Origin of the sequence: Aquidulcibacter paucihalophilus (assembly GCA_030285985.1) — a bacterium.
Lineage (GTDB): Bacteria > Pseudomonadota > Alphaproteobacteria > Caulobacterales > Caulobacteraceae > Brevundimonas.
Genome location: CP127384.1, coordinates 2,617,976 through 2,641,874, shown reverse-complemented (window position 1 = coordinate 2,641,874; position 23,899 = coordinate 2,617,976). Strand labels below are relative to the sequence as shown.

The following is a 23,899-nucleotide window of genomic DNA, read 5'->3' as shown; positions in this document are numbered from 1 at the left end:
CCACCAAAGGTCTTAACTCCGCATTTACCACGAAGGCGGCAGTTTCTGCCTAGCGGGCGTCTGTAAGGACCCGTGAGTATTCGGGGCAGGACGCGTGGGCGGCTTCACGGCGGCGTTGCAGAGATTCGGAATCGGTCGGCTGACCGTGGTGCTGGGCGTTGCCGCCGGCGTCGCGGCCGTGCTGGTCGCCGTCATGCTGCGCATCGGCCAGGCCCCGGACGCCCTGCTGTATTCCAACCTCGACCTGCAGGAAGCCTCCGAGGTCACCACGGCGCTGGACAGCGCCGGCATCAAATATTCCTCGAAGGGCGACGGCTCGACCATCTTCGTCAGCCGCGACGAGGTCGGTGAGGCGCGCATGCTGGTCGCCGGCAAGGGCCTCGTGACCTCCGGCTCGGTCGGCTACGAGATCTTCGACAACCAGTCGGTGCTGGGCCAGACCGAGTTCCAGCAGAACCTCAACGAAAAGCGCGCCCTCGAGGGCGAACTGGCCCGCACCATCCTGTCCATGCGCGGCATCACCTCCGCCCGCGTCATGATCGCCCTGCCGCGCCGCGAGCTGTTCCAGGCCGACGCCGCCGAGCCCACCGCCTCGGTGGTCGTCGGCGTCACCGGCGGTCAGCTGTCGGGCGCCCAGGTCCAGGCCATCCGCAACGTCATCGCCTCCTCGGTGCCGAACCTGAAGCCCGAGAAGGTCACCCTGACCGACACCTCCAACCGCACCCTCGCGGCCGGCTCGGACTCCGAAGGCTTCAGCGCCGCCTCGGCGCAGGAGGCGCGCGACTCCACCGAGGCCCAGCTGCAGGCCCGCATCATGGACATCGTCGAGGGCGTCGTCGGCGTCGGCGGCGCGCGCGTCCAGGTCACGGCCGACATCGACCACAGCCGCTCCACCACCCAGGAGCAGCGCTATGATCCGGACGGCCAGGTGGTGCGTTCGACCTCGACCAACGGCTCGGAAAGCGCCGATACCACCGGGGTCGCCGACGGCGGAGCGACCGCGACCAACAACATCCCCGGCGGCGAGGCACCCGCGACGACCCCGGCCGGCTCGCGCACGACCGACAGCACGGAAACCACCAACTACGAAATCTCCAACACCACCACGACCACGGTGAAAGAGGCCGGCGAGATCAAGCGACTGGCCGTCTCGGTCGCCGTCGACGGCAAATGGACGCCCGGCGCCAATGGCGCGGCCCCGACCTATGCCGCGCGCACGCCGGCGGAGATTGAGCAGATCAAGGCGCTGGTCGCCGCCGCCGTCGGCATCGACGCCGCGCGCGGCGACAAGATCGAGGTCCTGAACGTCCGCTTCAACCGCGACCTGGCCGTGGTCGGCGGCGAGGAGGCGGCCTCGCCCCTGCTGGACTTCACCAAGAACGACATCATGCGCGGCGTCGAGCTGCTGGTGCTGCTGGTCACCGGCCTGCTGCTGATCTTCTTCGTGCTGCGCCCGCTGCTGAAGACGGCGACCGGCGGAGGCGGCGGCGGCGCGGGCCAGTTGCAGCTCGCCGGCGCGGGCGGCGGCGGCGGCGTGACCTCGCTGCAGACCACCATCATGGGCGGTGCCGGCGGCGTCATGCCCCAGCTGTCCGGTCCGTCCGAGATGGACCAGCGGCTCGACATCGCCCGCATCGAGGGTCAGGTGAAGGCCTCCTCGGTCAAGAAGGTCGCGGAGTTCGTCGAGAAACATCCTGACGAATCCACCGCCATCCTGCGCAGCTGGGTCCATCAGGACTGATGGCACGCCTGACCAACAAAAAGCCGGCGGTCGAGGACGCCAGGAAGCTGACGGGGCCTGAAAAGGCCGCCGTCATTCTGCTGTCCCTGGGCGAGGATCACACCCGCCTGTGGCAGGGGCTGGACGAGGACGAGATCAAGGAGATCTCCCAGGCCATGGCCTCCCTGGGCACGGTCAGCGCCCAGGTCGTCGAGGAACTGCTGATCGAGTTTGTCTCGGGCATGACCGGCTCCGGCTCGGTCATGGGCAGCTTCGAACAGACCCAGCGCCTGCTGGCCGCCTTCATGCCCGGCGATCGCGTCGAAGGCCTGATGGAGGAAATCCGCGGCCCCGCCGGTCGCACCATGTGGGACAAGCTCGGCAATGTGAACGAGGCCGTCCTCGCCAACTATCTGAAGAACGAATACCCCCAGACCGTCGCCGTGGTCCTGTCCAAGGTGAAGCCGGATCACGCCTCCCGCGTCCTGACCAGCCTGCCCGAGGACTTCGCGCTCGAATGCGTCCAGCGGATGCTGCGTATGGAGCCGGTGCAGCGAGAGATCCTCGACAAGATCGAACAGACCCTGCGCACCGAATTCATGTCCAACCTGGCGCGCACGTCCAAGCGCGACAGCCACGAGATGATGGCTGACATCTTCAACAGCTTCGACCGCCAGACCGAGGCCCGCTTCATCGGTGCCCTCGAAGAGCGCAACCGTGAGGCCGCCGAGCGTATCCGCGCCCTGATGTTCGTGTTCGAGGATCTGGCCAAGCTGGACCCCGGCGGTATCCAGACCCTGCTGCGCGCGGTCGAGAAGGACTCCCTCGGCCTGGCCCTCAAGGGCTCGTCGGAGTCCCTGCGCGAGCTGTTCTTCTCCAACATGTCCGAACGTGCCGCCAAGATCATGCGCGAGGACATGGAGTCGATGGGGCCGGTCCGCCTCAAGGACGTCGACCAGGCCCAGATGGCCATGGTCCAGGTCGCCAAGGATCTCGCCGCCAAGGGCGAGATCATGCTGGTCGGCCAGGGCGGCGACGACGAGTTGATCTACTGACATGACCCATCAGCCCCTCAGCACCCCCTTCGCTTTCGACACCGAGTTCGACGCCGCGGGCGTCGTCGTGAACGCGGCCGCTGCCTTCCGCCCGATGAAGCGCGCCTACGGCCCGGCCGAGGTCGAGGCCATGGTTGCCCAGGCGCGTCTCGACGCCCGCAACGAGGCCTTGTCCGAGGTCGAAAGCATCCAGGCCATGGCCCTGTCCGCCATCGCCCAGGCCCTGACCGCCGCCGCTCCCACCCTGGCCCAGGTCGCCCAGCAGCACCGCCAGCAGGCGGCCGAGCTGGCCCTGACCGCCGCCCGGGTGGTCAGCGCCTCCGCCCTCGACCGCTATCCCGAAGCGCCGCTGCAGGCCGCGCTGGAAGCCCTGGGGCAGGAGATCGACGCTTCGCCGCGGCTGGTCATCCGCACCGGTGATCTCACCGAGGCGACCCATGCGCGTATCCAGCAGCTGTGCGCCGACGCCGGCTTCTCCGGCATCGTCGCCTTCCGCACGGACCCGACCATGGCCGCGGCCGCCTTCCAGCTGGAATGGTCGGATGGCCGCGCCGCCTTTGATCCCGAAGAAGCCTTCGCCCGCATGAGCGAGGCCCTGAACTCCGCCCTCGCCGCCGAGGCCGGGCATGCCGAAAACCTCACCCCCGAAACCTCGATGGAAGGGAGGCCGTAATGGCGTCCGACACCATGGCCCTGGAGGAGTTTCCGGACTCCGTCGCGATCACTGTCAGCGATGACCCGAACGACAAGACGGCGCACGATCTGACGCCCGTCTTCGACGTGCCGGTGAACATCTCGGCCGTTCTGGGCAAGGCCCACATGTCCGTGGCCCAGCTGCTCAAGCTCAACCGCGGCAGCGTGCTGGAGCTGGACCGCAAGGTCGGCGAGGCCATCGACATCTTCGTCAACAACCGTCTGGTCGCCCGCGGGGAGGTCGTCGTCGTCGAGGACCGGCTCGGCGTGACCATGACGGAAATCATCAAGACCGAGGACTCCGGCGCCTGATCGGCGGCCGGTTCGTGCGTAGAGATTAGAGGAGAAGACCGATGCGGCTTCTGGTAGTGGGCAGGCTCAGCGGACAGCTGGCGACGGCGGTGAAGATGGCCATGGCGCACGGCGCCAAGGTCAGCCATGTCGAGCGCGGCGATCAGGCGACGGAACAGCTCCGTCGAGGGCAGGGTGCCGACCTGCTGATGGTCGATTATCGCATCGACATCGCCGCCCTGATCGCGGCCAATGAGGCCGAGCGGATCCATGTGACAGTGGTGGCCTGCGGCGTCGACGCCGACGCCAATGACGCCGCCGCCGCGATCCGGGCCGGCGCGAAGGAATTCATCCCCCTGCCGCCGGAAGCCGATCTGATCGCCGCGGTCCTGTCCGCCGTCGCCGACGACGATCGCCCGCTGATCTCCGCCGACCCGTCGATGAAGGCGGTCATCATGCTGGCCGACCAGGTCGCCCGGTCCGAGGCCTCCATCCTGATCACCGGGGAAAGCGGCGTCGGTAAGGAGGTGATGGCCCGTTACCTCCACGCCGGCTCCAAGCGCGCCGAGCGCCCCTTCATCAGCGTCAACTGCGCGGCCATCCCCGACAACCTGCTGGAATCCGAGCTGTTCGGCCACGAGAAGGGGGCCTTCACCGGCGCCATGGCCCGCCGTATCGGCAAGTTCGAGGAGGCCGACGGCGGCACCCTGCTGCTGGACGAAATCTCCGAGATGGACGTCCGCCTGCAGGCCAAGCTGCTGCGCGCCATCCAGGAGCGGGTCATCGACCGCGTGGGCGGGACCAAGCCGGTGCCGGTCAACATCCGCATCATCGCGACCTCGAACCGCGACCTCGCCAAGTCGGTGGCCGAGGGCACGTTCCGCGAAGACCTGCTCTACCGCCTGAACGTCGTGAACCTGCGCCTGCCCGCCCTGCGCGAACGGCCCGGCGACATCTCCGTTCTGGCCGACCATTTCGTCAAGAAATACGCCGCCGCCAACGGCGTGCCGGTGCGTCCGATCTCGCTCGAAGCCCGCCGGGCCCTGGTTTCGCATCGCTGGAACGGCAACGTCCGCGAGCTGGAAAACGCCATGCACCGCGCCGTGCTGCTGGCGGTCGGTGCCGAGATCGACGTCGAGGCCATCCGCCTGCCGGACGGCCAGCCGCTCAGCGCCGGCTCCCACGGTGCCGCCGGCTATGACAACCCGGCCGCCCGCGCCGCCCAGACCGCCGACGCCGTCACCCGCGCCCACGTCGGTCAGACGGTGGCGCAGATGGAGAAGACGCTGATCCTCGACACCCTGTCGCACTGCCTCGGCAACCGCACCCATGCGGCCAACATCCTCGGCATCTCGATCCGCACCCTGCGCAACAAGCTGAACGAATACGCCGACGAGGGCGTCCAGATCATCGCCCCGCAGTCGGGCGTCGCCGCCAGCGGCTACGCGGCCGCCTGATCATGACCATGGGGACGGACCGCAGAAGCGTCCTGACCGGCCTCGGCGCGCTGGGGGTGATGGGCTGCGACCAGCAGACGCCTCAACGGACGCCACCGTTGAAGGTCGTGCCGACGCTCAGGGTTGATTTCAGCGGCCTCGAAGCCCGTCATGGCGGCCGTATCGGCATCGACGCGTGGAGCGAACAGGGAGCCGTCTCCTGGCGGGGCCGCGAACGCTTCGTCTACTGCTCGACGTTCAAAATGTACCTGGCCGCCGCGACCTTCCTGAGGGTGCAGGGCGGCGAGGAGAGCCTGGATCGCCAGGTCCCCATCACCCGCGACGATATGGTCAACCACGCCCCGGTGACCGAGCCCTCTGTTGGTTCGAGCCTGTCGGTCGAGCGCTTGATGCAGGCGGTGGTCGAGGTCTCCGACAATCCCGCCGCCAACCTTCTGCTCAAGGCCATGGGCGGCATCGCCCCGATGCAGGCCTTCTATCGGGGCATCGGTGACCAGACGACAACCGCTGACCGCTTCGAGCCCGAGATGAACCGTCTCGACGGCGACAAGGACACCATTCAGCCGGCGCAGTCCCGGATCAATCTGCACCGGCTGTTCGAGGATTCCGGGACGCCCTTGTCTCCCTCCTCAAAGGAAAAACTTCTCGGCTGGATGTTTGCGTCGCCGACCGGGACCGCACGGATCAAGGCAGGCGTCCCGGCAGGATGGCGGGTGGCGCACAAGACCGGCACAGGCGGCTACGGACCCACGAACGACATCGGTCTGCTTTATCCGCCAACGGGTGCCCCGATCACGCTCGCCGTCTACTACCACGGCGTCCGTACTTCCTCGGACGCCGAGAATGAGGCTGTCATCGCCGACGCCACACGCCAGACCCTTTCGGCGCTGGGCTACGCATGACCGACATCCCCGCCTCGACCATGATGCGCGACGGCATGGCCCGTCCGACCGGTCGCGACATGCTGGGCTGGATCGCGCGCGGCGAGGTGGCCATGGCCATCGGCGTTATTGGCGTCATCCTGCTGCTGATCCTGCCGATCCCGGTCTTCCTGATGGATGTGCTGCTGGCGGTTTCGCTCGTCTCCAGCGTGCTGATCCTGATGACCGCCGTAATGATGAAGCGGCCGCTGGACTTCGCCATCTTCCCGACCGTGTTGCTGGTCTCCACTCTGTTCCGGCTGGGCCTGAACCTGGCCTCGACGCGACTGGTTCTGAGCCACGGCCACGAGGGTCCGGGCGGCGCCGGTCAGGTCATCGAGGCCTTCGGCGCCCTGATGATGGGCGGCAGCTTCATTATCGGCATCATCATCTTCGCCATCATCCTGGTGGTGAACTTTGTCGTCATCACCAAGGGCTCGACCCGCATCGCCGAGGTCTCGGCCCGCTTCACCCTGGACTCCATGCCGGGCAAGCAGATGGCCATCGACGCCGACCTGTCGTCCGGCCTGATCACCGAGGACCAGGCCAAGCTGCGCCGCAAGGAACTGGAGCAGGAATCGACCTTCTTCGGGGCCATGGACGGTGCCTCGAAATTCGTCCGCGGCGACGCCGTGGCCGGCCTGATCATCGTCTTCATCAACGCCATCGGCGGCATCCTGATCGGGACGCTCCAGCACGGCATGGGCATTGGCGACGCGGCCAACTCCTATGTCGCCCTGACCATCGGTGACGGTCTGGTGACCCAGGTCCCCGCCATCATCATCTCGATCGCCGCCGGCTTCCTCGTCTCCAAGGCGGGCGTCGAGGGCACGGCCGACAAGGCCCTGGTCGCCCAGCTGGCCACCAACCCCGTCAGCCTCGGCGTCGTCTCGGCCGCCGCCGGCCTGATCGGTCTGATCCCCGGCATGCCGCTGCTCCCCTTCGCGGCCCTCGCCCTCGGCACCGGCTTCATGGCCTGGCGCCTGGGCCGCCAGCGGCTCAAACCGAAGCCGACCGAGGCCGAGATGGCCGCCACCGCCTCCGGTCCCAAGGAGGATGTCGAGGAGCCCATCAGCACCGCCCTGACCATCGACGAGGTCAAGATCGAGCTGGGCTATTCGCTGCTGTCCCTGATCAACGATCTGGAGGGCCGCCGCCTGACCGACCAGGTCCGCGCCCTGCGCCGCTCGCTGGCGCAGGAGTACGGCTTCGTCATGCCGTCGGTGCGCATCCTCGACAACATGCGCCTGGGCACCCAGGGCTATGCCATCCGCATCAAGGAGATGGAGGCCGGGCAGGGCGAGGTCCGCCTCGGCTCGCTGATGGCCATGGACCCCGCCGGCCGTCAGGTCGAACTGCCGGGCGAGCACACCAAGGAACCCGCCTTCGGCCTGCCCGCCACCTGGATCGATGAAAGCCTGCGCGAGGAGGCGACCTTCCGCGGCTACACCATCGTCGACCCCTCGACGGTGCTGACCACCCACCTGACCGAGATCCTCAAGGAGAACATGGCCGACCTGCTCTCCTATGCCGAGGTGCAGAAGCTGCTGAAGGAGCTGGGCACCGAAGAGAAGAAGCTGGTCGACGAACTGATCCCGTCCGTCGTCACCGTCACCACCCTGCAAAGAGTGCTCCAGACCCTGCTGCGCGAGAAGGTTTCGATCCGCGATCTCGGTGCCATCCTTGAAGGCCTCGCCGAGGCCGCGCCGCATACCAGCTCTGTCACCACCCTGGTCGAACACGTCCGCGGCCGTCTGGCCCGTCAGCTGTGCTGGCAGCACAAGGGCGACGACGGTGCCCTGCCCATCGTCACCCTGTCGCCCGAGTGGGAAGCCGCCTTTGCCGATGCCCTGGTCGGCCAGGGCGAGGACCGCCAGTTGGCCATGGCCCCGTCACGGTTGCAGGACTTCATCCGGGCCGTCCGCGACGTCTTCGAACGCGCCGCCATGGCCGGCGAGACCGCTGTCCTGCTGACCGGCCCGCAGATCCGCCCCTATGTCCGCTCGATCATCGAACGCTTCCGCGGCCAGACGGTCGTCATGAGCCAGAACGAGGTCCACCCGCGGGCCCGCCTGCGGACGATCGGGACGGTCTAGGGCAAAGGCTCCGTCGGCGCTAAAAGGTTTGCCGCACTCAAGGAGAGGGGCCCATGCGCATTCTGGTTATCGTCGCCGTCGCGGCCTTGCTGTCGGGGGGACCCGCAGCGGCCCAGTCAGCAAGTCAGCTTCACGACACCTCGAGCGTCGAGGCCAACGGCCACCGGATCATCCAGCTCTCGCTCGAGATACCGGCACCGCCGTCAGAGGTCTGGACGGCCCTGACGACATCGGAGGGCTGGCGTCGTCTGGGGGTCAGTTTCGCCAGCGTCGACTTCCGGACCGGCGGGATCATCGAGACCGGCTACGCGGCCGATGCCGTCGCGGGGGCAGCGGGCAACATCCGCAACCAGATCACGGCCTATGTGCCGGGGCGCATGCTCGCCATCCGGAATGTCCAGGCTCCGCCGGGATTTCCGCACGCCGTCGAGTTCGGCGAAACAGCCACGGTGATGGAACTCGAACCCGCTGACGGCGGGCGCACCCGCATCACCCTGACGGCCACCGGCTTTGCACCGGAGCCGGCCTTTGACACGCTCTACGGCTTCTTCCTGCAGGGCAACGGGATGACGCTGGAGGCCCTGCGGAACAGTTTCGCGGCCGACTGACTACTCCACTTCCGTCCAGCCCCCCGCCGACGCATTCCGCGCCGCGTCATTGGCCGGGCGGGCCACCAGTCCGGACTGGGTGATCCAGACCTCGTATTTCGCGCCGTCGGCCATCGGCATATAGGCACCGCCGCCGTACAGGGTGTCGACCGCATCGACGTATTTCCGGTATTTCCGCGCCGTGTCCCAGGCGCTGATCCGCCAGGGCAGCCAGTCCGGACCGGCGTCGCCGCCGGTCAGCGGATGCACGCTGCGGGTCGCGTTGATTTCCTGCTCGATCGAATGATAGCGGCCCGACAGCCGGTCCAGCCGGTACTGGGTGTCCAGCCCGAGGACATTGGCCCACGGCTTCCACTTCAGCACCTGCGCCTCGATGCGCCATTCGTCGCCGTGCAGCGGATACAGGTTGCTGACCCCGGGCGCGTCCTCGCCCATGCCGGGCTGCATCACCGTGGCCTCGAAATACTGCGGTCCCAGCTGGCGGGTCTGGATCGTCGCCACGGGGCGCTCATAGGTCAGCCGGCCATAGGTCTGGACGTCCAGCGCCAGCAGGCCCGCGATCGCCGCCGCCGCCATGAAGCCGGCGCCGCCCACGCCGACCAGCAGGCCACTGAAAACCCGCCCGCTGAACAGGGCCATCAGGCCGCGGATCAGCAGGATGACGCCGATCAGGCCAACGACCGCCGGAGCGATCCACCACCACCAAACCATGTCACACTCCACCGATCCCGACGGGCGGCAATGAATACCCTAAATCCGCAGAACCGCGAGGGTTTCTCCCGTTACGCGACTGGACAGGGCCAAACCCCCCGCTAATGCTCGCGCGCGATGAACCTGGCTCTTCGACCCACGCTGTTGGCCTTCAGCCGCTTCGTCCGCACCCCGACGCTCGGACGGCGCGTGGCCGGCCTGCTGGCGCTGGCGCTCGTGCTCATGCTGGTGCTCAACCTCTCGGTCTTCGTCCTCATCCAACGCACGGTCTCGTTCAACGACACGGTCGAGGAGGCCCAGCAGGTCCGCCTGGTCTCGCGCGAGGTCCTGACCCGGCTCGTTGACGCCGAAACCGGCCAGCGCGGCTTCCTGCTCACGACCCTGCCGGAGTACCTCTCCGTCCACGACGAGGCGATCCAGCGGCTCCCCGAACTGTTGGAGGAGTTGAATGCCCTGACGCTTGGAGATCCCGACCTCGCGCCGAGGGTCGAACGCCTCTCGGAACTTTCAGACCAGCGCCTTGCCTTCATGAAACGCAGCGTTGCCCTCGCCCGGATGGGCCGCGTCGACGAGGGCATCGCCCTCCTGCGCAGCGGCGAGGGCAAGCGGCTCATGGACGCCATGCGGGTCGAAATCGCCGCGATCGACGAAATCCAGGCCACGCGCCTGCAGTTCCGCACCCGCCAGTCGGAATGGGCGGGCAATATCACGGTCACGGCCAACGCCCTCGGGGCGGTGATGATCCTGGTGCTCGCCGGTGTCAGCGCCTGGCTGATCCGTCGCTACGTCCTCGAGATCCAGGGCGCGCGGGACGCCCTCGACAGCCTCAATGCCGGTCTGGAGAACCAGGTTCGCGTCCGGACGTTCGAACTCACCCGGGCCAATGAGGAAATCCAGCGCTTTGCCTATATCGTCAGCCACGACCTGCGCGCGCCCCTGGTCAATGTCATGGGCTACACCGCCGAGCTGGAACAGGCCGGGCGGATCATCGACAAACAGATGACGGCCGTCGAGACCAAGGCCCCAAAACTGGTCGAACAGGACGCCCTCACCGCCGTGCGCGACGACGTGCCCGAGGCCATCGGCTTCATCCGGGCCTCTACCGAAAAGATGGACCGGCTGATCAACGCCATCCTCAAACTGTCGCGCGAGGGCCGGCGAAACCTGGTCCCCGAACAACTCGACATGACCGCCATGGTCCGGAACATCGCCGACAGCGTCCGTCACCAGACCCAGGCCTCAGGGTCCGAAATCGTGGTCGAGCCGTTGCCGGGGCTCGACAGCGACCGGCTCTCGGTCGAACAGATTTTCGGCAATCTGATCGACAACGCCGTCAAATACCTCGACGCTGGCCGCCCCGGCCGGATCGTCGTCACCGGAGAGGCGGCTCCGGGCGGCTGGATCGTCTACCGCATCGCCGACAACGGCCGCGGCATCTCCGACCGCGACCATGAGCGGATCTTCGAACTGTTCCGCCGCGCGGGCCGGCAGGACCGACCCGGCGAGGGGCTGGGACTGGCCTTTGTCCGGAACAGCGTTCGCCGCCTCGGCGGCGACATCAGCGTCGAGTCAGAGCTTGGCAAGGGCTCGACATTTATCCTGAAATTCCCCACACGCCTCATCCTGCCGGACGCCGGAGAGTACCCATGAGCCACGCCGTCAAGATCGTGATGGTCGAGGATGACCTCGGTCACGCCAAGCTGATCGAAAAGAACATCCGCCGCGCCAACATCTCCAACGAGATCGCGCATTTCGCCGACGGCGGCTCGGCCATGGACTATCTGTTCAGCGAGGAGGTTCGTCTCAACGGGCCGATGCTTATCCTGCTGGACCTCAATCTGCCGGACATGTCGGGCACCGACATCCTGGTCCGGGTCAAGAATGACGAGCGGCTCCGGCGCGCGCCCGTGGTGATCCTGACCACGACGGACGACAAGCAGGAAATCCAGCGCTGCTACGACCTCGGCTGCAACGTCTACATCACCAAGCCTGTCGACTATGAAAGCTTCGCGGGCGCCATTCGCCAGCTCGGGCTGTTCCTGTCGGTCATGCAGGCTCCGGACATCGAGTGACCGTCTCCCGGACGCCCGAAGGCGACGTTATTCGCCTGCTCTACATCGACGATGACCGCGGCCTCTCGCGGCTGGTCGAAAAGGAGCTGGGCCGGCACGGCTATGCCGTCACCTGCGCGCTGGACGGCGATGCCGGTCTCGACACCCTCGTGACCCGGCCTGGCGATTTCGACGTCGTGGCCCTCGACCACTACATGCCGGGCCGTGAAGGTCTGGACGTCCTGCCCGAGATCATCGCCCTGCCGAACCCCCCGCCGGTGGTCTATGTGACCGGGGCCCAGGAAGGCCGGATCGCCGTCGCCGCCCTGCGCGCGGGTGCCGCCGACTATGTCATCAAGGACGTGTCCGAGGACTTCACCGCCCTGCTGCGCAATGCCCTCGAGGACGCCCTGCATCGCCGCCGGCTGCAGCGCGAACACGACGCCTCCCAGGAAGAGGTCCGCATCGCCCGCGACCGCGCCGAGGCCATGCTGCGCGAGGTCAATCACCGGGTCGGAAACTCCCTGCAGCTGGTCTCCAGCTTCATGTCGCTGCAACTGCGCCATCTGGCCGATGAAGGCGCCCGCGCCGCGCTCAAGGAATCCCAGGCCCGGATCGAGGCCGTCGCCCATGTTCACCGCCGCCTCTACACCTCGGGCGACATGTCCTCGGTGGCCATGGACGAATATCTCGAGGGCCTGATCGGCGAACTGTCCCAGTCGCTCTGCCCCGACAAGGACGGCTGCACCATCCATCTCGAGGCGACGCCCATGCGGGTCACGACTGATCAGGCGGTGTCGCTCGGCGTGGTGGTCACCGAACTGGTCACCAACGCCGTCAAATACGCCTATGAGCCGGGCAAGCCGGGCCAGATTCGCGTCAGCCTGGGCCGGGACCCCATGGGACGCGCCATACTGACGGTCGAGGACGACGGCCCCGGCATGGGCGACGGCGCGGTCAGGGGCACCGGTCTGGGCGGCAAGATCATCTCCGCCATGGCCTCGGGCCTGCGGTCGGCGGTCGAGATCGACAAGGCGCACAAGGGCGTCCGCGCCCGCCTGGCGTTCGACCTCTGACCATGTCGGCCGCCCTCCAGTTCGGCACCGCCCGGCCCGGCCTCGACTACCGCCTGCGCGTCACCGCCTTCGGTCTGGTCGTCGAGGACGGCCGACTTGCCTGCGTCCGCGTCGACCGCGGCGAAGGCAGCTATTTCGACCTGCCGGGCGGAGCCGTTGACGGGGACGAGACCGAGGAACAGGCCGTCGTCCGCGAGTTCCTCGAGGAGACCGGCATGACGGTGCGCCCGCTGGCCCGCATCGCCCACGCCGCCCAGTATTTCCACAAGTCCGACGGCGAGCCGCTCAACAACATCGGCGGCTTCTGGATCGCCGAACAGCTGGCGCTGGACCCCGGTGCCAGGGTCGAGGCCGATCACGAACTGGTCTGGCTCGCGCCGGCCGAGGCACTGACCCTGCTCCGCCACGAGGCCCATGCCTGGGCCGTGGCGACCTGGCTGCGGCGAAACGCCTAGCGGCACAATACGGAACGCGAACCGGCACTGGTTCGCTCTTCTCGCACAAGGCGTCGTCAATCCGGCGACGTCCCTGCAAGGAGAGTCCCATGCCCGATCATGATCGAGTCGAAGGCGCCGCCAAAAACCTCGGCGGCAACATCAAGGAAGCCGTCGGCAAGGTGACCGGCGATGAAAAACTCAAGGCCGAAGGCCGCGCCGAGCAGGTCGAGGGCAAGGTCCAGAACGCCGTCGGCGGCCTGAAGGACACCCTGCGCGACGACAAGCGTAACTAGGGTCTGCGATCCGACCCGGCGCCGCGTCCGCACACCGGGCGCGGCGCTGTCATGTCGGAACGTATCGGCTCAGCGAGGTCGCAGCACGTCTTCCAGCGCCCGCGCCGCCGCGCCGGACCGGTCGCCGCAGACGATCGTACCGGACGAGGACGAGCTGTCCTCACCCTGCTGGCTTTCCTGCCGGGTCGTACACCGCCCGCCGAAGGCGCTGCCGGTCGCCGCGGTCGGCGGATCGTCAGAGGCCGAGGCCACAGTCGTTGCCAGCGGTCGGGGGCGGAAGTCCGGCAGGCGCGCCCGCAGCGCGGTGCCGACCCGGTTTTCACAGGCTTCCAGCGACTCGCTCGACCGCCGCACCAGCGGGCTGCAATGCGACAGCACGAAGCCATAGGGGTCGCGCAGCGCGGAATCCGGGATCTCGATCTGTGGATCGCCCGCCGGCGTCGCCAGCTGGATCGCCATCGCCATCATCGTCAGAAGCATCGCCTGTCCTCCCGCAAGCAGAAGGCGCAGACGACGAACCGGCGGTCACCTTTCGGGACCTGACGGCCGCCGGTTTCTAGTCGTTGCCGCCCACCCGGATGCGCAATCCGTCGTCCTCGCGGCGGCCGCTGGCCGGACGGCATTCCTCGGTCCAGGCGACACCGCCCTGGGCTTGGGCGCGGGGGCGGGTCTCGCAGTTCCGCTCTTCCAGCACGGCGGTCGGGCGATCCGCGCGGGCGGGGGCACCGCATTGAAGGGCGTAGCGATCGCCGGCGGCTTCCTGCCGGCAGGCGTCCAGGGCACCGGCCGGGGCCAGGCCCGCCGGCAGGGCGGCCCCCAGATGGGCGGCGAGCGTGACCCGAACCCGCGCCTGACAGGCTTCCAGCGTCTCCGCACGGGACCGGATCAGCGGGCTGCATTCGGCCCGCTCATAGCCATACGGGTCGGTGCGGGCGGAATCGGGAATGGGTGGGAGTTCGACGACCGGGACGGGCTGGGCGGCCTCGACGGGCACCGGCGTCTCCCACACCACCTGACCCGCGGCGACGGGGAGGGGGGCGGCCTGTTGCAGCATGGCGGCGAAGACGACGGCGAGCATGGGGGTACTCCTCGGACGACCCGGAAACCCTAGCCTATTTGGCCAGCGCCCGCATCGCCTTCTCCAGCCCTTCCAGCGTCAGCGGATACATCCGCTCATCGACGAGTTCGCGCACCATCCCGACCGAGGCGGAATAGCTCCAGTAGCGTTCCGGCGACGGGTTCAGCCACGCCACCTTGTCCCACTGCTGCGTGGCCCGCTTCATCCAGACGGCCCCCGCCTCCTCGTTCCAGTGCTCGACCGAGCCGCCCGGCATGGTCACCTCATAGGGGCTCATGGTGGCGTCGCCGACGAAGATGGCGCGCCAGTCGCCGGGGTATTTGTTCAGCACCTCCCAGGTCGGGATCTTCTGCTCGTGCCGACGCCGGTTGTCCTTCCACACGCCCTCGTAGAGGCAGTTATGGAAGTAGAAGAATTCGAGGTGTTTGAACTCGGTCTTCGCGGCCGAGAACAGCTCCTCGCACATCTTCACATGGGCATCCATCGAGCCGCCGATGTCGAGGAACAGCAGCACCTTGATCGTATTGCGCCGCTCCGCCCGCATGTGGATGTCCAGCCAGCCCTGACGCGCCGTGCCGTCGATGGTGGCGTCCATGTCCAGCTCGTCGAGCGCGCCCTGCCGGGCGAACCGGCGCAGGCGGCGCAGGGCGACCTTGATGTTGCGGGTGCCCAGTTCGACCTGGTCGTCCAGGTTCCGGTATTCGCGCTTCTCCCAGACCTTGACCGCCCGGCCGTGCTTGCCGGGCCCGCCGATGCGCACGCCCTCGGGATTATAGCCGCCGTGCCCGAACGGGCTGGTGCCCCCCGTGCCGACCCATTTGTTACCGCCCTCGTGCCGACCCTGCTGTTCCTCGAGCCGCTGTTTCAGCGTCTCCATCAGCTTGTCGAACCCGCCCAGCGCCTCGATCTGCGCCTTCTCCTCGTCGGTCAGATATTTCTCGTTGAGCAGCTTCAGCCAGTCCTCGGGCACGTCCAGCGAGGGCTCCTCGCCCGCGCCGAGGCTCTCGATCCCGGCGAACACCTTGCCGAACACCTGGTCGAACCGGTCGTAGTGTTTCTCGTCCTTGACCAGCACCGCGCGCGACAGATGGTAGAAGTCATCGACCTTCCGACCGGCCACATCGCGATCCATGGCCTCCATCAGATGGAGCCATTCCTTCATCGACACGGGAACCTTGGCGTCGCGCAGGGCGGTGAAGAAGGGGAGGAGCATGGGAGCGATTATCCCGCCCTGGCGGGGAGAATACCAGCCGGCCCGTGGACATGAAATTCACGTAACGCCCCTGCCCCGTTTCGGCCACCGGGCAGGGGCAATCCAGCCGGATGTCCGAGTTCCCAGTGCCTGCGTCCCAGTCCGTTCCCGTCGATGCTCCAGCGGCGGTCATCGCCTTCCTCGCGGGGCGCTGGCAAGAGGCCCGCGAGGCGCTGGCGCGCGTTGATGCCGCCGGCGCGGCCGGGCCCGCCCACCTCGCCATGCTGGCATGGAGCCATCACAAGCTGGAGGACGACCGGTCGGCGGAAGTCGTCATCAATCGCGCCCTGGAGCTGGACGGTCAGGATGCGAGAACCTTGCTGGTGAAGGGCGACATGCTCTCCGCCCTTGGCGCAAAGCGGGAGGCCAACCTCTACTACCGGGCGCTCGTCAGTCTCGCCGAGTCCGGTGCCGCAGTGCCGGCCGATCTCGCCCCGGGCGTCGCCCGCGCCCGCGCGCTCCGCGACCGGCTCGCCGCGGGCATCTTCGACCACGTCCGCGAGGAACTCGACCGGGCCGGCTATGTCGAGGGCCGGTCCAGCGCCCGGTTCACCCACGCCCTCGATCTCGCGACGGGCCGCAAACAGGCCTATTTCCAGCAGCCCAAGGCCTTCTATTTTCCGGAGCTCCCGAACGCGCAGTTCTATCCGCGCGAGATGTTTCCGTGGATGGACAGGGTCGAGGCGGCAACCGACGCCATCACCGGCGAACTGGAGGCCCTGCTGGAACAGGACCGCGGCTTCAGTCCCTATCTCCAGACTGTGCCACACCTCCCCAGCCGGACCGACTATCCGTTGGTCGACAGCATGGACTGGAGCACCAGCTTCCTGTGGAAGGACGGTCAGGCCACGCCGAACGCCGACCGCTGCCCACAGACGATGGCGGCCCTTGCCGACGCGCCCCTGTGCCAGATCGCTGCCCGCTCGCCGCAGATCATGTTCTCGCAGCTCAAGGCCGGGGCGCACATCCTGTCCCACACAGGCTTCGTCAACACCCGGCTCGTCTGCCACCTGCCGCTGATCACCCCGCCGGGCTGCAAATTCCGCGTGGGCAACGATGTCCGCAGCTGGGAAAAGGGCAAGGCCTGGGTATTCGACGACACCATCGAACATGAGGCGATCAACACCAGCGACCGGACGCGCGTCGTGCTGATCTTCGATATCTGGCGGCCGGAACTCAATGACGAGGAGCGGGTGCTGGTCACCGCGGCCCTTGAGGCGATGGACGCCTATTCGCCTACGGTCGCGGTCTGGTCCTGAGGCGGATCGCCGCCCTGCCTACCCCCGCCGCAGGATGAACTCGTCATCCAGCCAGGCCCCGACGGGATACTGGTACTCGCCCGCGATCTCGAACCCGTAGGCCGCGTACAGTTTCTGCGCCTTCAGGTTCCCGCTCCAGACCCCGATCCACAGCGGCCCGTCGGTGTTGGCCTCCATCCAGTCCAGCGCCACGGCCAGCAGCTTCGTGCCCAGCCCCAGGCCCTGCGCCGCCTTCGACACATAGAGCCGGCGGAGCTCGGCATGGCTGGCTCGGCCATCCGGGTGGGGCAGGGTGTTCGGCCCCGTGTTGGCGAAGGCCAGCAGCTCGCCGTCCCGCTCGGCCACCCACCAGGCCGCGCCGGGCTCTTTCAGCTTCGCGCGGATCGTCTCCGGGCTGAAACTCTCGTCGAGGAAGGCCGTCAGATCGTCGGCCGGATAGGGGATGCCGAACCCCTCCACGAAGGTATCGAGGAAGGTCTGCCGTCCCAGCACGCCCAGGGCGGCGGCGTCGGCGTCTACGGCGGGGCGGATCACGGCGTTGGTCATAAGATCGCTTTCGCCCGGCGGCCCGGGCGACTCAACCCCTCAATTCCGCTCATCCCGGCGAAAGCCGGGACCCAGTGCTGTGGGTGATGATGCGGTTCCGGTCAGGCTCGCCGGGTTGTCCTGAAATGTCGGCGTCAAGCTGGACAGAACTGGGTCCCGGCTTTCGCCGGGATGAGCGGATGATGTTTGTGATCTTACTCGCTAGAACTCATCCGATGAGCGTTGCCCTCTTCACCCACCCCGACATGCTGGCCCACCGCCCCGGTGTCGGCCACCCGGAAAGCCCCGAAAGGCTGCAGGCCGTGCTGGACGCGCTCGACGCCGCCCGCCTCGGGCTCGACCGTCGCGCCGCGACCGAGGCCGCCGTGGTCGACCTCGAACGCCTGCACCCCGCCGATCACGTCGCCCGCCTGCTCGCCGCTGCGCCCGAGAGCGGCTTCCGCCAGCTTGATGCCGACACCGTCCTGTCGCCGGGCAGCATCCGCGCCGCCCGTCTCGCCGCCGGGGCCGTGGTCGATGCCGTCCGCGCCGTGGTCCGCGGCGAGACGGCCCGGGCCTTCGCTGCCGTCCGCCCACCCGGCCACCATGCCGAGCCGGACCAGAGCATGGGCTTCTGCCTGTTCTCCAACGTCGCCGTCGCCGCCCGCGTGGCCCAGGCCGAGGGCATGGCCCGCGTCGCCGTCATCGATTTCGACGTCCACCACGGCAACGGCACCCAGGCCGCCTTTGAGTCCGACGACAGCCTGTTCCTCGGCTCCATCCATCAGTCGCCCCTCTATCCGGGCACGGGCGCGGCGTCCGAGACCGGCGTGGGCAATATCGTCAACGTCCCCGTCCCGCCCCACGCCGCCCGCGAGGCCTGGCGCGGTGCCTTCGCCGGCGGGCTGATGCCGGCGCTGCAGAGCTTCAATCCCGACCTGATCCTGATCTCCGCCGGCTTCGACGCCCATCGCCGCGATCCGCTCGCCCACCAGTCACTGGAGGCGGAGGATTTCGCCTGGGCGACCCGCGCCGTGCTCGAGATCGCGCGATCGTGCTGTGGCGGCAAGGTTGTGTCCTCGCTCGAGGGCGGTTACGACCTAGAAGGGCTGGGCCGTTCGGCCGTCGCCCACGTTCAGGCCTTGGGGGAGGAATAAAGGACGTTTCGCCAATCGCTTACGTCCGGAAATCATGCCCGCCCCCGCCAGAGACTCACTGATGGCTGACGCCCCTGCGCCGTCGAAGGCAGAGCCCGCGCCGTCGCGCGCCGCCCTGGTCTCGGTGCGTCCGGGTGCCATCGTCCTGGCCCGTCACGGCGAGCCGGCCCTGTCACGCAAATGCTACCTGACCTCGGACCAGTACCGGGACTGGTGGGCCAAATATGAGGTCGGCGGCCTGCGCGCCGGCCAGACCCCGCCGCCCGAACTGCTGGCCACCGCCGAGGGCGCCGGGGCCATCTACGCCTCGACCCGTCCCCGCGCCCAGGAAACCGCCGCCGCCATCGCCGCCGGCCGCGAGGTCATGTCGGACGCCCTGTTCATCGAGGCGCCCCTGCCGCCGCCGCACTTCCCCAGCTGGTTCAAGCTGCCGCCCAAATACTGGGGCGCCGTCGCCCGTTTCTGGTGGCACGTTTTCAACCACCACGAGGGGCAGGAGACGCGGCGCGAGGCGGAGGCCCGCTCCGAGACCGCCGCCCGGGCCCTGATCGCCCGCGCCGAGAGCGGCCAGGACGTGCTGGTCCTCGCCCACGGCTATTTCAACCACATGGTCGGCCGCCGCCTGCGCGCCGACGGCTGGTCGCTGGTCCACAACCAGGGCTTCAAATACTGGTCCCAGCGCCGCTACGAGAAGCGCTGACCGCGAGGAGAGGACCATGATCCGACGCTCCCTGCTCGCCCTCTGCCTCGCCGCCACCCTGTCGGCCCCCGCCCTCGCCCAGGATGCCGCGCCGGCCCCTGCCGCCGCGGTTCGGGTCCAGTTCGAAACCTCCGCGGGGACCATCCTCGTCGAGACCGACCCCCGCGCCCCGATCACGGCCGCCAACTTCCTGCGCTATGTCGACGAGGGCCGGTTCAACGGCACCGACTTCTACCGCGGCATGGAACTGGGGGCCGGAACGGGCGTCGTCCAGGGCGGGACCGCCAATGCGCCCGACCGCATCCTGCCGCCCATCGCCCATGAGCCGACCAGCCAGACCGGCCTGCGCCACGTCGACGGTGCCCTGTCCATGGCCCGCTTCGACCCCGGCACCGCCGACGGCGACTTCTTCATCATCGTCGGCAATCTGCCCGGCTTCGACGCCCGGGCCGCCCCGCCCGATCCCGGCTTCGCCGTCTTCGGCCGGGTCATCGAGGGCATGGAGGTCGTGCGCGCCATCCTCGCCGCTCCCAAATCACCCACTGAGGGCGAAGGCTTCATGCGCGGCCAGATGCTCGACCCCCGCGTCCGCATCGTCTCGGCTCGCCGCGTCGAACCGGCCGGCTAGCAATTGCCGCTCGGCGCTTGAGACCCGCCTCCACCCCCTCTAGGGTCGCGCGCCATGACCGACACAGCTGCCATCCCCGCCGACCTCAGCTTCGAGGACGCCCTCCAGCGTCTCGAGGCCATCGTCTCCAAACTCGAGTCCGGCCAGGCCCCGCTGGAGGAGTCGATTGCCCTCTATGAGGAGGGCGCGCGTCTGAAGGCCCATTGCGAGAACCGCCTCAAGGCGGCCCAGCTGCGCGTCGAGAAGATCGTGGTCGGTCCCGACGGCCAGGCGAAGGGCGCCGAACCGGCCGAGTTCAGCTGATGCCGGCGCCCGCCGCGCAGATCGCCTTCGATGACTTCATGAAGGTCGATGTCCGCGTGGGTGAGGTCCTCGCCGTCGACCCCTTCCCCGAGGCGCGCAAGCCGGCCTGGAAGCTGACCATCGACTTCGGCCCCGACATCGGGGTGAAGAAGTCCTCGGCCCAGATCACTATCCACTACACGCGCGAGCAACTGCTCGGCCGCAAGGTCGCCGCCGTCGTCAACTTCCCGCCGCGCCAGATCGGTCCCTTCATGTCCGAAGTCCTGACCCTCGGCTTTCCCGATGCGGCGGGCGAGGTCGTCCTGATCGGCGTCGACCGCGACGTCCCCCTCGGCGGGAGGCTGCTCTGACCGCCCCCCCTCCCGAGACGGTGCTCGCCGCCAATTCGCCGGAGCAGGGCGTCATCGACCGGGTGGCCGAGATCGCTGATCTGGTCACCGTCGCCCTCGACGAACTCCTGCCGCGCGCCGATGGCCCCGAATCGCGCCTGACTGAGGCCATGCGCTACGCCGCCCTCGGTCCCGGCAAGCGGCTGCGGCCCTTCTTTGCGCTGGAAGCGGCCAATCTGTTCGACATCGAGGAACGGCCGGTGCTGCGCGCCGCCTGTGCCCTGGAATGCGTCCACGCCTACAGCCTGGTCCACGACGACCTGCCCTGTATGGATGACGACGACGTCCGCCGCGGCCGGCCCACGGTCCACAAGGCCTATGACGAGGCCACCGCGGTCCTCGCCGGCGACGCACTGCAGACCGCCGCCTTCGACATCCTGCTGCACGAGGACACCCACGACGATCCCGCCGTCCGCTGCGAACTGGCGGCCCGGCTGTCGCTGGCCAGCGGCGCGCGCGGCATGGCCGGCGGCCAGATGATCGACCTGCTCGGCGTCCGCGACGACCTCGGCGGCGTGGCCCGCATGCAGCGGCTCAAGACCGGCGCCCTGTTCACCTATGCCTTCGAGATTCCCCTGATCATCGCCGGGGCCCGCGAGGTCCACCGTCAGGCCCTGACCAGCTTCGCCCACGATATCGGCCTGGCCTACCAGATCGTCGACGACCTGCTGGACGTCGAGGGCGACGAGGACCTTCTCGGCAAGGCGGCCAACAAGGACGCCGCCCGCGGCAAGACCAATTTCGTCACCCTGCTGGGCGTCGACCAGGCGCGGCACAGGGTCGCGCATCTGGCCGATCAGGCCCGCGGCCACCTCGATCTGTTCGGGCCCGACGCTGATATCCTCAAGGCCAGTGTGGATTATGTCCTGCAGCGCCGGTCCTGAGTCGCTACGGCAGCCTGGACCGGTTCCGCTGCGAAAAATCAGATCACGTCGGCCCGCATTGCAGCGAAATGCGCTACAGCATGTTGGAAGACCAAAGGCTTAGGTACAAACCGCCCGCATGCCCGACACCCCGCTCCTCGACCAGGTCCATATCCCCGCTGACACGCGTGGGTTCGATATCCCCCAGCTGCGTCAGCTGGCTGACGAGGTGCGGGCCGAGACTATCGACGCGGTCTCCGTCACTGGCGGCCACCTCGGGGCCGGTCTGGGCGTGGTCGAACTGACCGTCGCCCTGCACCATGTGTTCGAGACGCCGAAGGACATCCTGATCTGGGACGTCGGCCACCAGTGCTATCCGCACAAGATCCTGACCGGTCGCCGCGACCGCATCCGCACCCTGCGCCAGCCCGGCGGCCTGTCGGGCTTCACCAAGCGCAGCGAGAGCGAATACGACCCCTTCGGCGCCGCCCACGCCTCCACCTCGATCAGCGCCGCGCTCGGCTTCGCGGCCGCCCGCGACCAGAAGGGCGAGAAGAACCGCGTCGTGGCCGTCATTGGCGACGGCTCCATGTCCGCCGGCATGGCCTATGAGGCCATGAACAACGCGGCCGAGACGACCAATGGCCAGCTGATGGTCATCCTCAACGACAATGACATGTCGATCGCCCCGCCGGTCGGCGGCATGAGCGCCTATCTGGCCAAACAGGTCTCGGGCGGCGCCTATCGCAATTTCCGCCGCTTCGGAAAGTCGGTCGCCGAACACCTGCCGCGCCCGTTCCGCAACGCCGCCCGCAAGGCCGAGGAATATGCCCGCGGCATGATCGTCGGCGGCACCTTCTTTGAGGAGCTGGGCTTCTACTATGTCGGGCCGGTCGACGGGCATGACATGGACAATCTGGTCCCCATCCTCCGGAACGCCGCCGCCATCACCGACCGCCCGGTGGTGGTCCATGTCGTGACCCAGAAGGGCAAGGGCTACGCCCCCGCTGAATCCAGCGCCGACAAGCTGCACGCCGTCGCCAAATTCGATGTGATCTCGGGCAAACAGGCCAAGGCCGCGTCCAACGCCCCCAGCTACACCAAGGTCTTCGGGACCGAGCTGATCAAGCGGGCGCATCTCGATCCGACCATCGTGGCCATTACCGCCGCCATGCCTTCGGGCACCGGACTGGACCTGTTCGGTCAGGCTTTCCCGACGCGCACCTATGACGTCGGCATCGCCGAACAGCACGCCGTCACCTTCGCCGCCGGCCTCGCCGCCGACGGCATGAAGCCGGTGTGCGCCATCTATTCGACCTTCCTGCAGCGCGGCTATGACCAGGTTGTCCACGACGTGGCCATCCAGTCGCTGCCCGTTCGCTTCGCCATGGACCGCGCCGGTCTCGTCGGCGCCGACGGCTGCACCCATGCCGGTTCGTTCGACATCGGCTTCATGGGCGCGCTTCCCGGCATGGTGCTGATGGCCGCCGCGGACGAGGCCGATCTGGCCGCCATGATCGCCACCAGCCTCGAGATCGACGACCGCCCGTCCGCCTTCCGCTATCCGCGCGGCGACGGCGTCGGGATCGAGATCCCGGAACTCGCCGCCCCGCTGGAGATCGGCAAGGGCCGCATCGTCCGCGAAGGCACGACCGTCGCCATCCTCTCGCTCGGCACCCGCCTGCAGGAGTCGCTCAAGGCCGCCGACGTCCTGGCAGCCCGCGGCGTCTCGGCCACCGTCGCTGACGCCCGCTTTGCCAAGCCGCTGGACGCCGACATGATCCTGCGCCTCGCCCGCGAGCACGAGTGCCTGATCACGGTGGAGGAGGGGGCCATGGGCGGCTTCGGTGCCTTCGTGCTCCAGCTCCTGTCGGACAAGGGCGCGCTCGACGCCGGCCTGAAGATCCGCACCCTGTGCCTGCCCGACGTCTTCCAGGACCAGGACAATCCGGCCGCCATGTACGCCACCGCCGGCCTCAACGCCGACCACATCGCCGCCGCCGCCCTTCAGGCGCTCGGGGTCGAGGCGACCCGCGCCGTCCGCGCCTGAAGCCGTTCCTTCTCGCCCCGTGTCTTCTCGCCCCTTCGCGACCCCGATCGAGCCCTTTCAACCCCTGTCCTGACCAGTCCGGGGCCTCATCCGGCCGCACACGTCCGCTTTTGACGCAGGCCTGTGGTTGATGGTCGTGTCCCCACGGGACGGGGTCTTTGACAATCAACCACCCATCGCCGGACCCGCCAAAGGGCCGGCTTCGGGACTGCCCAGGCCCCGGGGCGGACATCCTGAAAGGCACCGCCAATTTTCCGGCGGCAAAGGTGTCTTTTCGACCCTCTGGA

26 protein-coding genes are annotated in these 23,899 nt (G+C 68.2%); 21 read left to right on the top strand and 5 right to left on the bottom strand.

The annotated features are described in order from the left end of the window. Window positions 1-94: 94 nt before the first annotated feature. The 8 genes from fliF to KB221_12905 are packed head-to-tail and all read left to right on the top strand — an operon-like array spanning window position 95 to window position 8,840. Window positions 95-1,741 (top strand): flagellar basal-body MS-ring/collar protein FliF, encoded by a 1,647-nt coding sequence (gene fliF, locus KB221_12940; GenBank protein WIY68978.1) that lies wholly within the window; start codon window positions 95-97, stop codon window positions 1,739-1,741. After that, the gene (gene fliG, locus KB221_12935; GenBank protein WIY68977.1) at window positions 1,741-2,775 is read left to right on the top strand and encodes a flagellar motor switch protein FliG; all 1,035 of its coding nucleotides are present in this window, start codon (window positions 1,741-1,743) and stop codon (window positions 2,773-2,775) included. The genes fliF and fliG overlap by 1 nt, the downstream gene beginning before the upstream one ends. 1 nt (window position 2,776) lies before the next feature. After that, window positions 2,777-3,448, top strand: coding sequence for a flagellar assembly protein FlbE (locus KB221_12930; protein ID WIY68976.1), 672 nt, complete (start codon window positions 2,777-2,779; stop codon window positions 3,446-3,448). Next, window positions 3,448-3,780 carry a flagellar motor switch protein FliN gene (gene fliN / locus KB221_12925; GenBank protein ID WIY68975.1) on the top strand — a complete coding sequence of 111 codons (333 nt, stop codon included), beginning with the start codon at window positions 3,448-3,450 and terminating at the stop codon, window positions 3,778-3,780. The genes KB221_12930 and fliN overlap by 1 nt, the downstream gene beginning before the upstream one ends. A gap of 41 nt (window positions 3,781-3,821) precedes the next feature. Next, window positions 3,822-5,216: a sigma-54 dependent transcriptional regulator gene (locus KB221_12920; protein ID WIY68974.1), complete on the top strand. Its 1,395-nt coding sequence runs from the start codon at window positions 3,822-3,824 to the stop codon at window positions 5,214-5,216. Between the two features lie 2 nt (window positions 5,217-5,218). Next, complete coding sequence (bla, locus tag KB221_12915; GenBank protein WIY68973.1) at window positions 5,219-6,118, top strand: class A beta-lactamase; 900 nt, start codon at window positions 5,219-5,221, stop codon at window positions 6,116-6,118. 20 nt (window positions 6,119-6,138) lie between these two features. Then, entirely contained in the window at window positions 6,139-8,232 is a 2,094-nt protein-coding gene (flhA, locus tag KB221_12910; GenBank protein WIY70927.1) for a flagellar biosynthesis protein FlhA, read from the top strand. 53 nt (window positions 8,233-8,285) lie between these two features. After that, entirely contained in the window at window positions 8,286-8,840 is a 555-nt protein-coding gene (locus KB221_12905) for an SRPBCC domain-containing protein (GenBank protein ID WIY68972.1), read from the top strand. Here the strand turns inward: KB221_12905 and KB221_12900 are convergent, their stop codons facing one another. Continuing rightward, window positions 8,841-9,551, bottom strand: coding sequence for a hypothetical protein (locus tag KB221_12900; protein WIY68971.1), 711 nt, complete (start codon window positions 9,549-9,551; stop codon window positions 8,841-8,843). Between the two features lie 117 nt (window positions 9,552-9,668). On the opposite strand from KB221_12900, the gene KB221_12895 reads away from it, so the two are divergent. The 5 genes from KB221_12895 (at window position 9,669) to KB221_12875 (ending at window position 13,408) form a co-directional block, all read left to right on the top strand. Beyond that, the gene (locus tag KB221_12895; protein WIY68970.1) at window positions 9,669-11,201 is read left to right on the top strand and encodes a CHASE3 domain-containing protein; all 1,533 of its coding nucleotides are present in this window, start codon (window positions 9,669-9,671) and stop codon (window positions 11,199-11,201) included. Continuing rightward, window positions 11,198-11,623 carry a response regulator gene (locus KB221_12890; GenBank protein ID WIY68969.1) on the top strand — a complete coding sequence of 142 codons (426 nt, stop codon included), beginning with the start codon at window positions 11,198-11,200 and terminating at the stop codon, window positions 11,621-11,623. The genes KB221_12895 and KB221_12890 overlap by 4 nt, the downstream gene beginning before the upstream one ends. Further along, window positions 11,620-12,678 carry a histidine kinase dimerization/phosphoacceptor domain -containing protein gene (locus KB221_12885; protein ID WIY68968.1) on the top strand — a complete coding sequence of 353 codons (1,059 nt, stop codon included), beginning with the start codon at window positions 11,620-11,622 and terminating at the stop codon, window positions 12,676-12,678. Before KB221_12890 ends, KB221_12885 begins: the two co-directional genes overlap by 4 nt. Before the next feature lie 2 nt (window positions 12,679-12,680). Then, complete coding sequence (locus KB221_12880; protein ID WIY68967.1) at window positions 12,681-13,133, top strand: NUDIX domain-containing protein; 453 nt, start codon at window positions 12,681-12,683, stop codon at window positions 13,131-13,133. Between the two features lie 89 nt (window positions 13,134-13,222). Beyond that, the gene (locus tag KB221_12875; GenBank protein ID WIY68966.1) at window positions 13,223-13,408 is read left to right on the top strand and encodes a CsbD family protein; all 186 of its coding nucleotides are present in this window, start codon (window positions 13,223-13,225) and stop codon (window positions 13,406-13,408) included. A gap of 69 nt (window positions 13,409-13,477) precedes the next feature. On the opposite strand, the gene KB221_12870 is transcribed toward KB221_12875, so the two are convergent. The 3 genes from KB221_12870 to KB221_12860 form a co-directional block, all read right to left on the bottom strand. Continuing rightward, entirely contained in the window at window positions 13,478-13,888 is a 411-nt protein-coding gene (locus KB221_12870) for a hypothetical protein (protein ID WIY68965.1), read from the bottom strand. Window positions 13,889-13,964: 76 nt separating this feature from the next. Continuing rightward, window positions 13,965-14,486, bottom strand: coding sequence for a hypothetical protein (locus tag KB221_12865; protein ID WIY68964.1), 522 nt, complete (start codon window positions 14,484-14,486; stop codon window positions 13,965-13,967). 34 nt (window positions 14,487-14,520) lie between these two features. After that, window positions 14,521-15,699 (bottom strand): VWA domain-containing protein, encoded by a 1,179-nt coding sequence (locus KB221_12860; GenBank protein ID WIY68963.1) that lies wholly within the window; start codon window positions 15,697-15,699, stop codon window positions 14,521-14,523. Window positions 15,700-15,809: 110 nt separating this feature from the next. On the opposite strand from KB221_12860, the gene KB221_12855 reads away from it, so the two are divergent. After that, on the top strand, window positions 15,810-16,997 hold the full coding sequence (locus KB221_12855) for an aspartyl/asparaginyl beta-hydroxylase domain-containing protein (protein WIY68962.1): 1,188 nt from the start codon (window positions 15,810-15,812) through the stop codon (window positions 16,995-16,997). Between the two features lie 18 nt (window positions 16,998-17,015). On the opposite strand, the gene KB221_12850 is transcribed toward KB221_12855, so the two are convergent. After that, window positions 17,016-17,543, bottom strand: coding sequence for a GNAT family N-acetyltransferase (locus KB221_12850; protein WIY68961.1), 528 nt, complete (start codon window positions 17,541-17,543; stop codon window positions 17,016-17,018). A 215-nt stretch (window positions 17,544-17,758) separates the two neighbouring features. On the opposite strand from KB221_12850, the gene KB221_12845 reads away from it, so the two are divergent. The 7 genes from KB221_12845 to dxs all read left to right on the top strand — a co-directional run bounded on the left by KB221_12845 (window position 17,759) and on the right by dxs (window position 23,612). Continuing rightward, window positions 17,759-18,679 carry a histone deacetylase family protein gene (locus tag KB221_12845; protein ID WIY68960.1) on the top strand — a complete coding sequence of 307 codons (921 nt, stop codon included), beginning with the start codon at window positions 17,759-17,761 and terminating at the stop codon, window positions 18,677-18,679. Between the two features lie 61 nt (window positions 18,680-18,740). Next, a complete protein-coding gene (locus KB221_12840; protein WIY68959.1) occupies window positions 18,741-19,379 on the top strand; it encodes a histidine phosphatase family protein in 639 nt (212 codons plus the stop codon). Window positions 19,380-19,395: 16 nt separating this feature from the next. Then, window positions 19,396-20,007 carry a peptidylprolyl isomerase gene (locus KB221_12835; protein WIY68958.1) on the top strand — a complete coding sequence of 204 codons (612 nt, stop codon included), beginning with the start codon at window positions 19,396-19,398 and terminating at the stop codon, window positions 20,005-20,007. A 54-nt stretch (window positions 20,008-20,061) separates the two neighbouring features. Continuing rightward, complete coding sequence (locus KB221_12830; protein ID WIY68957.1) at window positions 20,062-20,310, top strand: exodeoxyribonuclease VII small subunit; 249 nt, start codon at window positions 20,062-20,064, stop codon at window positions 20,308-20,310. After that, window positions 20,310-20,660, top strand: a complete 351-nt coding sequence (locus KB221_12825; protein WIY68956.1) for a tRNA-binding protein — start codon at window positions 20,310-20,312, stop codon at window positions 20,658-20,660. The genes KB221_12830 and KB221_12825 overlap by 1 nt, the downstream gene beginning before the upstream one ends. Before the next feature lie 53 nt (window positions 20,661-20,713). Next, entirely contained in the window at window positions 20,714-21,583 is an 870-nt protein-coding gene (locus KB221_12820) for a polyprenyl synthetase family protein (GenBank protein WIY70926.1), read from the top strand. A 118-nt stretch (window positions 21,584-21,701) separates the two neighbouring features. Continuing rightward, window positions 21,702-23,612: a 1-deoxy-D-xylulose-5-phosphate synthase gene (gene dxs / locus KB221_12815; protein WIY68955.1), complete on the top strand. Its 1,911-nt coding sequence runs from the start codon at window positions 21,702-21,704 to the stop codon at window positions 23,610-23,612. The last annotated feature ends 287 nt before the right edge of the window (window positions 23,613-23,899 follow it).

Coding starts and splice junctions, on each gene's coding strand:
- KB221_12865 (WIY68964.1), bottom strand. CDS start 14,486: ATGCTCGCCGTCGTCTTCGCCGCCATGCTGCAACAGGCCGCCCCCCTC.
- KB221_12890 (WIY68969.1), top strand. CDS start 11,198: ATGAGCCACGCCGTCAAGATCGTGATGGTCGAGGATGACCTCGGTCAC.
- KB221_12825 (WIY68956.1), top strand. CDS start 20,310: ATGCCGGCGCCCGCCGCGCAGATCGCCTTCGATGACTTCATGAAGGTC.
- KB221_12875 (WIY68966.1), top strand. CDS start 13,223: ATGCCCGATCATGATCGAGTCGAAGGCGCCGCCAAAAACCTCGGCGGC.
- bla (WIY68973.1), top strand. CDS start 5,219: ATGACCATGGGGACGGACCGCAGAAGCGTCCTGACCGGCCTCGGCGCG.
- KB221_12870 (WIY68965.1), bottom strand. CDS start 13,888: ATGCTTCTGACGATGATGGCGATGGCGATCCAGCTGGCGACGCCGGCG.
- KB221_12900 (WIY68971.1), bottom strand. CDS start 9,551: ATGGTTTGGTGGTGGTGGATCGCTCCGGCGGTCGTTGGCCTGATCGGC.
- fliN (WIY68975.1), top strand. CDS start 3,448: ATGGCGTCCGACACCATGGCCCTGGAGGAGTTTCCGGACTCCGTCGCG.
- fliG (WIY68977.1), top strand. CDS start 1,741: ATGGCACGCCTGACCAACAAAAAGCCGGCGGTCGAGGACGCCAGGAAG.
- KB221_12905 (WIY68972.1), top strand. CDS start 8,286: ATGCGCATTCTGGTTATCGTCGCCGTCGCGGCCTTGCTGTCGGGGGGA.
- KB221_12860 (WIY68963.1), bottom strand. CDS start 15,699: ATGCTCCTCCCCTTCTTCACCGCCCTGCGCGACGCCAAGGTTCCCGTG.
- flhA (WIY70927.1), top strand. CDS start 6,139: ATGATGCGCGACGGCATGGCCCGTCCGACCGGTCGCGACATGCTGGGC.
- KB221_12930 (WIY68976.1), top strand. CDS start 2,777: ATGACCCATCAGCCCCTCAGCACCCCCTTCGCTTTCGACACCGAGTTC.
- KB221_12895 (WIY68970.1), top strand. CDS start 9,669: ATGAACCTGGCTCTTCGACCCACGCTGTTGGCCTTCAGCCGCTTCGTC.
- KB221_12850 (WIY68961.1), bottom strand. CDS start 17,543: ATGACCAACGCCGTGATCCGCCCCGCCGTAGACGCCGACGCCGCCGCC.
- KB221_12855 (WIY68962.1), top strand. CDS start 15,810: ATGTCCGAGTTCCCAGTGCCTGCGTCCCAGTCCGTTCCCGTCGATGCT.
- KB221_12835 (WIY68958.1), top strand. CDS start 19,396: ATGATCCGACGCTCCCTGCTCGCCCTCTGCCTCGCCGCCACCCTGTCG.
- dxs (WIY68955.1), top strand. CDS start 21,702: ATGCCCGACACCCCGCTCCTCGACCAGGTCCATATCCCCGCTGACACG.
- KB221_12840 (WIY68959.1), top strand. CDS start 18,741: ATGGCTGACGCCCCTGCGCCGTCGAAGGCAGAGCCCGCGCCGTCGCGC.
- KB221_12880 (WIY68967.1), top strand. CDS start 12,681: ATGTCGGCCGCCCTCCAGTTCGGCACCGCCCGGCCCGGCCTCGACTAC.
- KB221_12920 (WIY68974.1), top strand. CDS start 3,822: ATGCGGCTTCTGGTAGTGGGCAGGCTCAGCGGACAGCTGGCGACGGCG.
- KB221_12845 (WIY68960.1), top strand. CDS start 17,759: ATGAGCGTTGCCCTCTTCACCCACCCCGACATGCTGGCCCACCGCCCC.
- KB221_12830 (WIY68957.1), top strand. CDS start 20,062: ATGACCGACACAGCTGCCATCCCCGCCGACCTCAGCTTCGAGGACGCC.